We start from the raw sequence: 12,812 nt of genomic DNA, 5'->3' as shown, positions 1-12,812 counted from the left end.
GCTTATCTCTGCGGCACGCCGTCAAAGACCATATCGAGAAAATGCGATAGCCAGACCCGCAGGGCGGTATCGAACATCATGCGGCCTTCCAGATGCTGGCTGCCGACCTGAGCGTTCGGCATGCCGAAGCGTTCTGCGCCACGGACCACCCAGCTCTGCATCATCGCGCGGGTGAGTTCTGCGTGGAATTGCAGGCCCCAGGCGTTTTTGCCATATCGAAATGCCTGGTTGGGATAGGTCTCGCCCGATGCCAGCAGATCGGCGCCATGGGGCAGCTCAAAGCCTTCCTTGTGGAAGTGATAGACCATTTGCGGCCAGTGCTTCATCAGAAGCCGGCCTTTCTCCGTGGTTTGCAGCGGGTACCAGCCGATTTCGACCTTGCCCTCCTTATGCGGCTGAACCTTGCCGCCCAGATGTTTGGAGAGCATTTGCGCACCAAGGCAGATGCCGAGGAAAGGTTTGTTTTCCTTCAGTGGCACCTGCAGCCAGTCGATTTCCGTCTTGATGAAGGGCTCTGGGTCGTTGGCGCTCATTGGGCCGCCGAAAATCACCGCGCCTTTATGAGCAGCGAGTGAGGCTGGCAGGGCGTCGCCCAAGGCCGGACGGCGGATATCCAGCCGGTAGCCTTTTTCGACCAGCATCTGGCCGACCCTGCCGGGTGTGGATCTTTCCTGATGGAGGACGATCAATATGCTGTCTTGTCTGCCCTTTTGACAGGATGGGTCAAACAGCATCTTCTTGTTTTTCGCTTTCTTCAGGGATGTTCTTATGGGTCGCCGCTTGCTGACGCTGCAGAACGCGATCACGGACGGACACGCCCAGAAGATCGGCCACACGCCAGATGACGTGGTCTTCCATCTCGTTGCGCTCTCCATCGGCGTAGACGATATCCCAGAGGATGCCGATCAGCTCGATGCGTTTTTCCTCGTCCAGATGGCGGCGGATATCAGCGGTGAAGCGATAATAATCAACGGCTTCCCGGCCAGCCTCGCGGCCCGCTTCCATGAGAGCATCCAGCTTGCCGGAACTGAGCTGATAATGTTCCTGAAGCAGTTCCCGCAGGCGCTGGCGTTCAACCTTAGACACGGTGCCGTCTGCTTCCATCACCTGAAAGCAAAGCGCTGCGATGGCGACCCGCAGATCATCCGGTGGAAAATCCTTGGACGATCCGCTTTGGGTGAGGTTCTGGAAAAACGACTGGATATGTTCGAACATGGCTTTCCTTCAATCCGGTCAAAATAGCTTCAGGCGCGTTTTTTCGTCCGGCTCCGGGTTGGGCTTCTTCACACCCGGATCGTCCGGCAGGCCGCCGAAAAAGGCTACGGCTTCCGGCTGTTTTTTGTCAGCGGGCTTGGCGATATCGCTCTTCGGCGTGACCGCCTTTTCGACCACAGCCGGTTTGCTTTCAGCCACGATCACCGGCTCGGCCTTCGCAGGCACGGGAATCTCGATGATTTTCTCACGGATCTCCGGCTTGGCAATATCGGGCAAGGAGGAAATCGCCTGATCGACGCTCACATCCTCGACAGGGCCTTCGACCTGTCCAAAGGGCATTTTCCATTCGAAGGCATCCAGCCGTCCGGTGACAGGTGACGCGGGTAGCCATTTGTCCGAAACGATGCCATCCGCGACCCAGGCGTGATCACGTGGCGCGCGCAGAGCCTGCGCCATCCAGTGGCGAATGCGGCCCTGATCGCCGGTTTCAGCTTCCTCGATATCGGCCATCAGCAGGAACACGCTTTCGCGGGGCTCAATCCGTGCTGCAGCTTCCGCCTTGGCGCGGGCGCGGGCAAAGTCCTGCGCATCGAGGGCTGCCTGCGCAACAGCGAACAGAGCCTCGACATTGTTGGGTTTCAGGCTTTCCAGCCGCTCGGCGCGCTTGAGGCGATCCACGGCGGTATCGCCGCTACGGGCGCGAACATAAAGTTGTGCGATCTGTGGGTGCGGCTCGATTTTCCAGACCGGCTCCAGTACCGCAGCGGCCTTGCGCAGATTGTCTTCGCGCAGATAGGATTTTGCAGCGACGAGGGCGGCGGGCACCAGAGACTTGGAGAGTTTCAATGCCTGCTTGGCATCTTCACGCGCAGCCTTCGGATCGCTTTCGAATTTCTCTTCCGCCTTCGCCGTCAGCAGCACAGCTTTCAACCGTTCGGCTTCGCCGCGGTCTATGACATGTGCCGCCTTCTGCTGATCGAGCAGACGGATAGCGTCATCCCACTGGCCGCTGCGCGATTTGCTTTCCAGCGTCGCCTGTGCTGCCCAAGGCAGGTAAGGCGCGTTCTTTGCCGCATCCTCGGCATATTCCAGTGCCGCTTCATTGGCGCCCTGACGGCGCGCTTCCATGTAGAGACCGCGCAGGCCGAGTTCTCGGGTCTCAGGGTCTTGCGCCATTGCCTCGAATTTGCGGCGGGCAGCATCGTATTTGCCTTCGATCAGATCGGCCTGCGCTTCCAGCAGGTGGATCAGCGGTTCCTGATCGGCGCTCAGCAGGCCTTGCGTGCGCGCCGTCATTTTGCGGGCGAGAAGGGCGTTGCCCGCACCGGCAGCAATCAGCCCGGTCGAAAGTGCCTGATAGCCGCGATCCCGCTTGCGGGCGCGGAAATAGCGCCGTGCGGCGTGAGGTGAGTTCCAGACCGTGTTGAACAGCCACCAGACGATCATGACGGCTGCAATCAATGCCGCGACGATGGAGGCGGCCACCATGAGGCTCATCTCGATCAACTGGCCTTGCCAGACGATGGACAGAACGCCCGGGCGATCTGCGAGCCATGAAAAACCAAAGCCGATGAGAAGGACGATGACGACGAAACTGATGATCTTTGCCATGTCTTACCCCTGCTGGCCGGTGCTGCTGATGGCGCGTGTCAGCGTGCCGTTTACGAGGTCTTCAACCTGAACGCGGGCATCGAGAGACTTTTTGAAGTCGGCGGATGCGGCCTTGGCGGGCTCAGGCAATCCGTCCCATTCCAGTGCGGCACCTTTGAGATCGCCATTGCGCAGCTTGTCTTCCATACGGGCAATTTTTGCCTCTGGTCCTTCGCCTTCGACATTGCCGACGGGGCGAACCTTGACGAGAGAAAGAGCGCTTTCCGTCAGACGGTCGAAGATGCCCTGATTGGGATCAGCCTGATTGAGAGAACCCAGCATGGCATTGGCAACATCGGGGAAATTGCGGGTCAGTTCCGCGCGGGATGGGACACCCGTATTGGCAAAGGGCCGGAGCGATTGGATGGCCGGATCATTCGGTGTGACCTTCGACAGCGTGTCGAGTTCGGTCAGGAACGGCCCACCACGGTCAATCGCAGCCTTAAGGCCCGCCGAGGCAATGGCGCGCGCGACTTCGATATCGTCGCGCGGCTCGTTGATCTTTGTTTCCGCAGCACTCAGGCGGCGCGTCAGTTCGGCATTGGCTGTATCCTGTGCCGACTTCTCAGACTGGAGGGTCGAGACCGTGCTTTCCAGCGCGCTTACCTTGTTTGCGAGATCGCCACCGCCGGACGCGGAATTTTCCAATGCAGCGAGACGGGTTTCCAGTGCCGACGTATCCGCCGTCGCCTGTGGCGCACTGGCGATCTGCTCACGCAGACTTGCGACCTGTGTCTTGAGTGCCGCCAGTTCATCCGACGAACCCGCATTTCCGGTAAAGGGCGGGAGATATCCGGCATATTGCATGCTGCCTGCGGCGAGCAATGCGATAAGGCCACCGACGATGCCTGCGGCAAGCAGGCCGGAATTTCCGGAGCTTTTATCAGCCTCGGTTTTTGGTTTGGTCGGTGTGTTTGTGAAGGTCTTTGTTTCCGCAGCAGGTTTGGAGGGCTCTACCTTGGGCGAAGAGGACGCCGTCTGGCTTGGCTTCGGCGTCTCGGCCTTGAAGGGAGGCACAGACGACGTCTTGGTAGGCTCTTGCGCGCCAGCGGGCCGAGCTTTCACGTCATCCGTCGTGTGAATATTCGGTTCAGGCTCGATTGGCTTTTTGACCTCCTGGTCCCAGATCGGCTTGGGGTTTTCCTTCGGGGTATCCACGGCTGCGCTTTGTGCAGGTACCGCGTCCTTATCGGGTTCAGGCTTGGCAGCATTGTCCGCAGCAGCGGCGTCCTTTTCCTTGCCGATTTCCTTCACGTCCTTAGCGTCCAGGTCAATCGTGACCGGCTCGGCGTTGGACTTGGAGTGGCGTGGCGGCTTTCCCGATACCATGACAACCTCATTCTGCCTGCATTTCCTTAAACCTAGTCAGTGATAGCGGCAAAGGAAAGGGGCAAGAGGGAATTAGGTTCCCGCCTGCGTGTCCAGAAGCGCGAAGATTTCAGCCTCCCCGGGTGTGGCGCTGGCCAGTGCTGCGTGTCGAAACGCTTCTGGAATATGGGAAACGACCTTGGCGCTGATGCAGATGAATTTACAGTGATCCAACGACACGGAAACGGTTTCGGTTTCCATCAGCGCAAAAAAACGGCGTGCGGCCTCGGCGGAGTAAAGAAGGACGGCATCGATTGCAGCATCCGCCAGCAGGTTTTGAAGCTGCGTGTGCTGCCAGTCCACCGGCTGCATTTCATAAATCTCGGCGGTTTCGAACGGCATATTCAGAGATGACAGTCGGTCTTCGAAACCCGCTTCGCGCGGTTTTCCGGCGAGATAGAGAAGTGAATTGTCTCGAGGCAACGTATCGGCAATCAATTGCGCCAGCGCAACCCCATCGCTTTTTCCGGCAATGACGTTCCGAAAACCCGCGTCTCGCGCTGCCTGCGCCGATGCTTCGCCGACAGCAAACAAAGGCGTGTCCAGCGAGTGAGCGGTGAGAGTATCGCCTTCCGTCAGCACGCGAATGGCTTGCGCGCTCGTCACGGCGAGTGCGGCGGGTTGTTTCGATAAAGCCTTTTTGGCCATCTGAGTAAAATGGACAGGCTGCGTCAGCGGTAGCAGGAGGGGCTCATGCCCGAGCACACGCAACAGTTCCGCCGTCTTTTGCCCCGATGCCTGCGGGCGTGTGACGACGACGCGCATGGTCAGGTCCAGCCTTCGAAGAAGCCGGTTCCGGCAGCGGCGCGCACCTGTTCGCCCGCCTGTTTGCCAAGCTCCAGAGCCTGCGTGCATTTGCCTGACATTTCGACACTATGTTCCGTCCGCCCATCCGGGGTGAGGATGAGGCCGGAGAAATGCAGTTCGTCGCCATCGCAGGTGGCGTAACCGGCAATCGGCGTGCGGCAGGAACCGTCCAGCACCGAGAGGAATGCACGCTCACAGGAAACGGCATGATAGGTGGGACAGTGGTTGATGGCGGCGAGCAGATCACCGACGCGGGTGTCGCCAATGCGGCTTTCGATGCCGATGGCACCTTGAGCAGGGGCGGGGAGGAAGTCTTTCGTTTCCAGAAGCTCGGTCGGCACGTCGGCCATATCCAGCCGTTTGAGACCGGCAAAGGCGAGCAGTGTCGCATCGGCTAGGCCGTCTTCCAGCTTGCGCAGACGTGTCGCTACGGCCCCGCGAAAGAGAATGACGTTGAGGTCCGGTCGCACGCGGCGGATCAGTGCCTGGCGACGCAGCGAGGCAGAGCCGACGGTTGCGCCATGCGGTAATTCGATGAGTTTGGGTGCGGCGCGACCAATAAAGGCATCACGCACATCTTCACGCGGAAGAAATGCCGAGAGATAGAGACCATCAGGCAGTTTCGTCGCCATGTCCTTGGAGGAATGCACGGCGAAATCCAGATCGCCGGAGAGAAGCTTGGTTTCCAGTTCCTCGGTAAACAGGCCTTTGCCACCGACCTCGGAGAGAGCGCGATCCGCGATGCGGTCTCCCTTTGTGGAAATCGGCACGATCTCGAACATGTCAGCCGGAAGACCATGGGCCGCCATCAGGCGATCACGGGTTTCGGTGGCCTGCGCGAGTGCAAGAGGGCTGCCGCGTGTGCCAATTCGGAAAGGTTTTGTTTGCATCCGCTTCTATCCATTGTTACCGGAGGTGTTCGTACCCAAGTTTCTGAAGCACCGCAATCAACGAACCCGCTGATGACCCCCTTTCTTCGTATCCTCGGCATAGAGACAAGTTGTGACGAAACCGCTGCATCCGTGGTGGTTCGGCACGCTGACGGCCGTGGAGAGATCATCTCCGACGTCGTTTTGTCGCAGCTGGAAGAACACAGCGCCTATGGCGGCGTGGTGCCGGAAATCGCCGCGCGCGCCCATGTGGAAGCGCTCGATACACTGGTCGAGGAAGCGTTGGCGGGTGCCGGCGTAACACTTGCCGATATCGATGCCGTTGCCGCCACCTCTGGTCCTGGGTTGATCGGCGGGCTGATCGTGGGGCTGATGACCGGCAAGGCGATTGCCAAGGCGGCGGGCAAGCCGCTTTATGCGGTCAACCATTTGGAAGGCCATGCACTGACGGCGCGGTTGACGGATGGTCTGTCCTTTCCCTACCTGATGCTGCTGGTTTCTGGAGGACACACTCAGCTCATCCTCGTGCGCGGTGTCGGCCAATATGAGCGGTGGGGCACCACCATCGATGACGCGCTGGGCGAAGCATTCGACAAGACGGCGAAGCTTTTGGGGCTGCCTTATCCCGGTGGACCCGCAGTAGAAAAAGCAGCAGCAACCGGCAATGCGGATCGCTTCCCGCTGCCGCGTCCGATGGTGGGCGAGGCGCGGCTTGATTTTTCCTTTTCCGGCCTGAAGACGGCGGTTCGCCAAGCTGCGACAGCCATTGCACCGCTATCCGATCAGGATATTGCCGATATCTGCGCATCGTTCCAAAAAGCCGTGTCACGTACGTTGAAGGATCGCATCGGTCGCGGTCTGCAACGGTTTCTGGACGAGTTTCCAGAGGTGGACGGCGGACCATCCCTTGTTGTGGCCGGTGGCGTTGCCGCCAATCAGGAAATCCGCCGCACGCTGCAGGATTTGTGCGACAAGCACCGTTTTCGTTTTATCGCACCGCCCTTGCAGCTTTGCACCGACAATGCGGCCATGATTGCATGGGCCGGGCTCGAGCGGATGGCGCAGGGCATGGAGCCTGACAGTTTCGATGTACAGCCGCGTTCGCGCTGGCCGCTGGATGCGCAGGCGCAAACGCTGATCGGCTTTGGCAAGCGGGGAGCAAAGGCATGACGGAACGCGAAAAGATCGTTGTCATCGGCGCAGGTGCTTTCGGCACGGCCATTGCCGTGGTCGTCGCTCTGGAAAACCGCCATGACGTGACCTTACTGGGACGTGATGCCGCCCTGATGGCGGATTTGCGGGAAGATGGTGTGCATGATGCGGCGCTGCCGGGCATCTCCCTGCCGGATTCACTGCACTATTCCGCAGAGCCGGATGTTCTCAAAGACGCTGGCATCGTTCTCTTCGCCATGCCATCGCAGGCGCAAGCGGATGCTGCACGCCATTACGGTCCTTACCTGGCTAAGGATGCCGTGGTCGTGACCTGTGCCAAGGGTATCGACCGCTCCTCCGGCCAATTGCTGACGGATGTGCTGGAGCATGAGTTGCCGCATCACCCCGTCGGCGTCTTGTCCGGCCCCGGTTTTGCAGCGGATATCGCGAAGGGATTGCCAACGGCAATGGCGGTTGCCGCTTCCGATGCCGGTGTGGCCGAGCGGCTGGCGCAGACGATTTCCGGGCGCACCTTCCGGCTCTACGCATCGACGGACCGCATCGGCGTGCAGCTGGGCGGTGCCCTGAAGAATGTGCTGGCGATTGCTGGCGGCATTGTCGAAGGCGCAGGGCTTGGCGATTCGGCGCGAGCAGCGCTGATTTCGCGCGGGCTGGCGGAAATGTCGCGGCTTGTGGTTGCCATGGGCGGTCAGGCAGATACGGTTCGCGGCCTTTCGGGCCTTGGCGATCTGGTTTTGACGGCGACCAGCCATCAATCACGCAATCTGCGCTTCGGTATTCTGCTGGGGCAGGGCGGAGAGCCCGGCTCTTTCCATGGCGGGCTGGTGGAAGGCGCTTACGCTGCCTCGGTCGCCTCACGCCTTGCCGATGGTCTTGGGATCGAAATGCCGGTGACGGATGCCGTTGCGGCGATCATCGATGGCAAGCTCGACATAAAAACCGCCATTCAACAATTGATGACACGGCCCATCACCACCGAATAGGGCCTCTTGAGAGGAGATCAAAATGCTGTTTGCCTTCATCTGCAAAGACAAGCCCGACCATCTGCATGTGCGCATGGAAACCCGCCCCGTTCATCTGGAGCATCTGAACAAGCTCAATGCCGAGGGAACGCTGAAAATGGCGGGTCCGTTTCTGGATGCCGAAGGAAAGCCGAATGGCAGTCTCGTGATTGTGGAAGCGGCTGATATCGATGCGGCCAAGGCATTGGCCGATGCGGACCCTTATGCCAAGGCTGGCCTGTTCGAAAGCGTCGATGTGAAGCCCTATAATTGGGTTTTCAATAATCCGGGAGCGTAAGAGCAATGGCGAATTACTGGCTTTTCAAGTCCGAGCCTGCCACATGGTCGTGGGAGCAGCAGAAGGCCAAGGGCGAGGCTGGCGAAGAATGGGGCGGCGTTCGCAATTATCAGGCGCGCAACAATATGCGCGCCATGAAGATTGGCGACAAAGGCTTCTTCTACCATTCCAATGAAGGGCTGGAAGTCGTCGGCATCGTCGAGGTCTGTGAGTTGTCGCAGCCGGATTCGACGGCTGAAGGTGACGCGCGCTGGGACTGCGTGCACATCAAGGCCGTTTGCGACATGCCCTCGCCGGTGACGCTGAAGGACGTGAAGGCCAACCCCAAGCTTGCCGAGATGTCTCTCGTCACCTCCATGCGGCTTTCCGTACAGCCGGTGTTGCTCGAGGAATATCTCGAGGTTTGCCGCATGGGCAAGCTCGACAAGCCGCCGCGCTCGCCGGACTGATCCGATTGAAAACCGATCCGGGCGTCTTCATTCAGGCCAATACGACCATCATGGCCCTGCCGCATGTGCCTGATATCCGGCTGCATCTGGCAAGCGAAGCGCATGATCTCTGGCTGAAAACCGAAGATGAATTGCAGGAAATCGGCCTGCCACCGCCATTCTGGGCTTTTGCCTGGGCTGGCGGGCAGGGGCTTGCCCGCTATGTTCTCGATCACCCGGAAGTGATTGCGGGAAAGCGTATCGTGGATTTTGCCAGCGGTTCCGGGCTGGTAGCGATTGCCGCTGCCAAGGCGGGCGCTGCAAGCGTGATCGCGGTTGACATCGATCCATGGGCAAAGACTGCGGTTTTGCTGAATGCCGCGGTCAATGACGTGCAGCTTCAGTTCTCAGGCGAGAATATTGTGGGGAACAAGATAGAGGCAGATGTGCTGCTGGCGGGTGATGTGTTTTACGACCGCGCATTTGCAGAGCACCTGACACCATGGTTCTCTGCTCTGACGGATCAGGGCGTGTGCGTTCTGGTGGGCGATCCCGGCCGCGCCTATCTGCCCAAAGAGCGACTACGGTTCTGCGCTACCTATGAAGTGCCTGTTACGCGGGTGCTTGAGGACAGCGACGTCAAGAAGACCACTGTCTGGCAGTTCGTCTGAGCCTTTCTTAAGGGCGGATGACACAAACGCCTGCTTCATAAGAGCACTCGGCACCCGCTGTCTTCCTGTTGACGTGAATGATGCGAGGTCTCACCGGTTCATGGGAGGCTGTCCGGCCCCCGTTGCTCCAGCGGTCCATGGAAAAATAGATACCGTTACCTCTGTCGCGAATTCCGGCTATGCCACCGGCATATGTGCCGATACCACCGATGTAGGATGGCAGTCCGTCTCCGCCATAAAAGGAACGATCCTGATGCCTATGACCATGTTTATGGTTCGAATAGCCATAGGCATCGCCTGCCGCCGCATTGGAAACGCCCGCCACGGAGACAGTAATTGCTGCTAAGATGACTGCGATTCGGGTCGATAACATGACGTTTATTCTCCGGATTTTATAGGCTAGCGCAACGCGTAAAGTGTCATAAATATTTACGTAAACGTAAGAAAAATTCTGCTCCAGCAATTGGAAACGCTGAATATTTTATTTTTGATCCAGAAAATTCGAAAGATTCTTCAATACACAATCGATTAAATTCGATTCGACGGTCAATTGTGCTTGTGGTGATGGCCGCGTGCGATTAAAGGTCGCGCTTGGTGCAATGCACATTCCTTCGTCATGTGCGTTGTTTGGGGGCGCCCGCAATTCGGGACGCAGGAAACGCCGTGAGGTCCATATGGCGAATACGACAAACAATCGGCCTTTGTCGCCGCATCTTCAAATCTACAAGCCTATTCCAACGATGATCGCGTCCATCGTGCATCGTGTTACCGGTGGTGCGCTGTATTTCGGCACATTGCTGGTTGCCTGGTGGCTCATTGCGACGGCGTCCGGCGTCGATGCTTACAGCTGGGTCCAGTGGGCCATGAGCTCGATCATCGGAAAGCTTGTTCTGATCGGCTATACATGGGCGCTGGTCCATCACATGCTGGGTGGCCTTCGCCATTTCATGTGGGATCTGGGTCACGGCTTCGACAAGCATTTCACCACGAAGATGGCCAAGGCGTCCTTCGTGGCTTCGATCTGTCTGACCGCGCTGATCTGGGTCATAGCCCTGATCGTGCGCTGAGGAGATATTACCATGGATATGCGTACACCTCTCAATAAGGTTCGCGGTCTTGGCTCTGCCAAGGAAGGCACGGAGCACTTCTGGCGCCAGCGCGTCACGGCGGTCGCAAACGTACCGCTGCTGATTTTCTTCGTTGTTTTCCTCGTCATGTATGGCGGCGCACCCTATGAACAGGTGACGGCTGCGCTGTCGAACCCGCTGGTTGCGGTGATCATGGTGCTTGTCGTCGTTTCCGGCATCATTCACATGAAGCTCGGCATGCAGGTCATCATCGAAGACTATATCCATGCGGAAGTGCCGAAGCTGGTCCTTCTCATGCTCAACACGTTCTTCTCGGTGATCATGGCTGGTCTCTGTCTCTTCGCCGTTCTGAAAATCGCATTTGCAGGATAATCCGTCATGGCACCCAACAGTTCACCTTCTCAGAACGGCAAGGCCTATACTTACGTCGACCACTCCTATGATGTGATCGTCGTTGGTGCCGGTGGCGCGGGTCTTCGCGCGACGCTCGGCATGGCCGAACAGGGCTTCAAGACAGCCTGCATCACCAAGGTTTTCCCGACACGTTCGCACACTGTTGCAGCGCAGGGCGGTATTGCTGCTTCGCTCAACAACATGACGCCGGATAGCTGGCAGTGGCACCTTTACGATACCGTCAAGGGTTCCGACTGGCTGGGCGACGTGGATGCCATGCAGTATCTGGCCATGGAAGCGCCAAAGGCGGTCTATGAGTTGGAACATTATGGCGTGCCGTTTTCGCGTAACGCCGAAGGCAAGATTTACCAGCGCCCATTCGGCGGACACATGCAGAATTACGGTGAAGGCCCGCCAGTACAGCGCACCTGCGCTGCCGCCGACCGTACCGGCCACGCCATTCTGCACACGCTTTACGGCCAGTCGCTGCGCAACAATGCCGAATTCTTCATCGAATATTTCGCGCTCGATCTCATCATGTCCGATGATGGCAGCCGTTGCACGGGCGTCGTTGCCTGGAACTTGGATGACGGTACCATCCATCGCTTCACCGCCAAGATGGTCGTTCTGGCGACCGGCGGTTACGGCCGTGCCTACTTCTCTGCCACATCGGCACACACCTGCACGGGTGATGGCGGCGGCATGGTTGCACGCGCCGGTCTGCCGCTTCAGGACATGGAATTCGTTCAGTTCCACCCAACCGGCATCTACGGCGCAGGCTGTCTGATTACCGAGGGTGCGCGCGGTGAGGGCGGTTACCTCGTCAACTCCGAAGGCGAGCGCTTCATGGAGCGTTATGCACCATCGGCCAAGGATCTTGCTTCGCGTGACGTCGTCTCGCGCTGCATGACCATGGAAATCCGTGAAGGCCGTGGCGTTGGCAAGAACAAGGACCACATCTTCCTGCATCTGGATCACCTCGATCCTGCCATCCTGCACGAGCGTCTACCGGGCATTTCCGAAAGCGCCAAGATTTTCGCAGGCGTGGACGTAACCCGCGAGCCGATCCCGGTTCTGCCGACGGTTCACTACAATATGGGCGGCATTCCCACCAACTATTGGGGTGAAGTGCTGAATGCCGATAGCGCAAACCCGGAGCGTGTCATTCCCGGCCTGATGGCCGTGGGTGAAGCCGGTTGCGCCTCTGTTCATGGTGCGAACCGTCTCGGCTCCAACTCGCTGATCGACCTTGTGGTCTTCGGCCGTGCTGCGGCTATTCGCGCTGCTGAAGTGATCGACCGTGCCAGCGCCATTCCAGCGCTCAACGTCGCTGCTTGCGACAAGATCATGGATCGCTTCGACCGTCTGCGTAACGCCAATGGCAGCACGCCGACATCCGTTCTGCGCGACAAGATGCAGCGCGCCATGCAGGACGACGCTGCTGTGTTCCGCACGCAGGAATCGCTGGAAAGCGGTTGCAAGCGTATTTCCGCCATCTGGAAAGAGCTGCCTGATATCAAGGTCACCGACCGCTCCATGGTCTGGAACTCCGATCTGGTGGAAACGCTTGAGCTCGAAAACCTTATGGCCAACGCCATCACCACGGTCTATGGCGCGGAAGCTCGCAAGGAAAGCCGTGGCAGCCATGCGCGTGAAGACTTCGTGGATGGCCCGTTCGGCGGTCGCGACGACGTCAACTGGCGCAAGCATACGCTGGCCTGGGTCAACGAGCAGGGCGACGTGAAGCTCGATTACCGCCCGGTTCACACCGACCTTATTGCTGAGGGCATCGATCTCCAGAAGATCGCGCCCAAAGCTCGCGTCTATTGA

Annotated in this window: 15 protein-coding genes; 8 read left to right on the top strand and 7 right to left on the bottom strand. The window is 58.8% G+C overall.

Annotated elements, in window-relative coordinates; all coding sequences use genetic code 11:
- Window positions 1–2: 2 nt before the first annotated feature.
- From ABUK73_RS19960 to hemC, 6 genes are all read right to left on the bottom strand, one after another.
- The gene (locus ABUK73_RS19960; RefSeq protein ID WP_353578830.1) at window positions 3–734 is read right to left on the bottom strand and encodes a glutamine amidotransferase; all 732 of its coding nucleotides are present in this window, start codon (window positions 732–734) and stop codon (window positions 3–5) included.
- The gene (locus tag ABUK73_RS19955; protein WP_353578829.1) at window positions 724–1,215 is read right to left on the bottom strand and encodes a tellurite resistance TerB family protein; all 492 of its coding nucleotides are present in this window, start codon (window positions 1,213–1,215) and stop codon (window positions 724–726) included. The genes ABUK73_RS19960 and ABUK73_RS19955 overlap by 11 nt, the downstream gene beginning before the upstream one ends.
- A gap of 18 nt (window positions 1,216–1,233) precedes the next feature.
- Window positions 1,234–2,826: a heme biosynthesis protein HemY gene (locus tag ABUK73_RS19950; RefSeq protein ID WP_353578828.1), complete on the bottom strand. Its 1,593-nt coding sequence runs from the start codon at window positions 2,824–2,826 to the stop codon at window positions 1,234–1,236.
- A gap of 3 nt (window positions 2,827–2,829) precedes the next feature.
- A complete protein-coding gene (locus tag ABUK73_RS19945) occupies window positions 2,830–4,194 on the bottom strand; it encodes a COG4223 family protein (RefSeq protein ID WP_353578827.1) in 1,365 nt (454 codons plus the stop codon).
- Between the two features lie 72 nt (window positions 4,195–4,266).
- Window positions 4,267–4,998, bottom strand: coding sequence for a uroporphyrinogen-III synthase (locus tag ABUK73_RS19940; RefSeq protein ID WP_353578826.1), 732 nt, complete (start codon window positions 4,996–4,998; stop codon window positions 4,267–4,269).
- Between the two features lie 2 nt (window positions 4,999–5,000).
- Window positions 5,001–5,930 (bottom strand): hydroxymethylbilane synthase, encoded by a 930-nt coding sequence (hemC, locus tag ABUK73_RS19935; RefSeq protein ID WP_353578825.1) that lies wholly within the window; start codon window positions 5,928–5,930, stop codon window positions 5,001–5,003.
- A gap of 72 nt (window positions 5,931–6,002) precedes the next feature.
- Between hemC and tsaD the strand changes: the two genes are divergently transcribed.
- From tsaD to ABUK73_RS19910, 5 genes are read left to right on the top strand one after another with little or no spacing between them, the layout of a single operon-like run.
- Window positions 6,003–7,100 (top strand): tRNA (adenosine(37)-N6)-threonylcarbamoyltransferase complex transferase subunit TsaD, encoded by a 1,098-nt coding sequence (gene tsaD, locus ABUK73_RS19930; RefSeq protein WP_353578824.1) that lies wholly within the window; start codon window positions 6,003–6,005, stop codon window positions 7,098–7,100.
- A complete protein-coding gene (locus ABUK73_RS19925; RefSeq protein WP_353578823.1) occupies window positions 7,097–8,086 on the top strand; it encodes an NAD(P)H-dependent glycerol-3-phosphate dehydrogenase in 990 nt (329 codons plus the stop codon). The genes tsaD and ABUK73_RS19925 overlap by 4 nt, the downstream gene beginning before the upstream one ends.
- A 22-nt stretch (window positions 8,087–8,108) precedes the next feature.
- Window positions 8,109–8,402 (top strand): YciI-like protein, encoded by a 294-nt coding sequence (locus ABUK73_RS19920; protein WP_062452925.1) that lies wholly within the window; start codon window positions 8,109–8,111, stop codon window positions 8,400–8,402.
- 5 nt (window positions 8,403–8,407) lie between these two features.
- The gene (locus tag ABUK73_RS19915; RefSeq protein ID WP_113086114.1) at window positions 8,408–8,851 is read left to right on the top strand and encodes an EVE domain-containing protein; all 444 of its coding nucleotides are present in this window, start codon (window positions 8,408–8,410) and stop codon (window positions 8,849–8,851) included.
- A 5-nt stretch (window positions 8,852–8,856) separates the two neighbouring features.
- Entirely contained in the window at window positions 8,857–9,501 is a 645-nt protein-coding gene (locus tag ABUK73_RS19910; RefSeq protein WP_353578822.1) for a class I SAM-dependent methyltransferase, read from the top strand.
- A 7-nt stretch (window positions 9,502–9,508) separates the two neighbouring features.
- Here the strand turns inward: ABUK73_RS19910 and ABUK73_RS19905 are convergent, their stop codons facing one another.
- Window positions 9,509–9,874, bottom strand: a complete 366-nt coding sequence (locus tag ABUK73_RS19905; RefSeq protein ID WP_353578821.1) for a hypothetical protein — start codon at window positions 9,872–9,874, stop codon at window positions 9,509–9,511.
- A 301-nt stretch (window positions 9,875–10,175) separates the two neighbouring features.
- Here ABUK73_RS19905 and sdhC point away from each other — a divergent pair, with 301 nt between their 5' ends.
- Genes sdhC through sdhA form a run of 3 tightly spaced genes read left to right on the top strand, consistent with a single transcriptional unit; the run spans window position 10,176 to window position 12,812 of the window.
- Entirely contained in the window at window positions 10,176–10,568 is a 393-nt protein-coding gene (gene sdhC / locus ABUK73_RS19900) for a succinate dehydrogenase, cytochrome b556 subunit (protein WP_353578820.1), read from the top strand.
- Window positions 10,569–10,580: 12 nt separating this feature from the next.
- Window positions 10,581–10,961 (top strand): succinate dehydrogenase, hydrophobic membrane anchor protein, encoded by a 381-nt coding sequence (sdhD, locus tag ABUK73_RS19895; protein ID WP_113086116.1) that lies wholly within the window; start codon window positions 10,581–10,583, stop codon window positions 10,959–10,961.
- 6 nt (window positions 10,962–10,967) lie between these two features.
- The gene (gene sdhA, locus ABUK73_RS19890) at window positions 10,968–12,812 is read left to right on the top strand and encodes a succinate dehydrogenase flavoprotein subunit (protein ID WP_353578819.1); all 1,845 of its coding nucleotides are present in this window, start codon (window positions 10,968–10,970) and stop codon (window positions 12,810–12,812) included.

Origin of the sequence: Agrobacterium vacciniicorymbosi (assembly GCF_040427045.1) — a bacterium.
Taxonomy (GTDB): domain Bacteria; phylum Pseudomonadota; class Alphaproteobacteria; order Rhizobiales; family Rhizobiaceae; genus Agrobacterium.
Note: the sequence above shows the minus strand (reverse complement) of the source record. Positions and strands in the feature narration are given on the sequence as shown.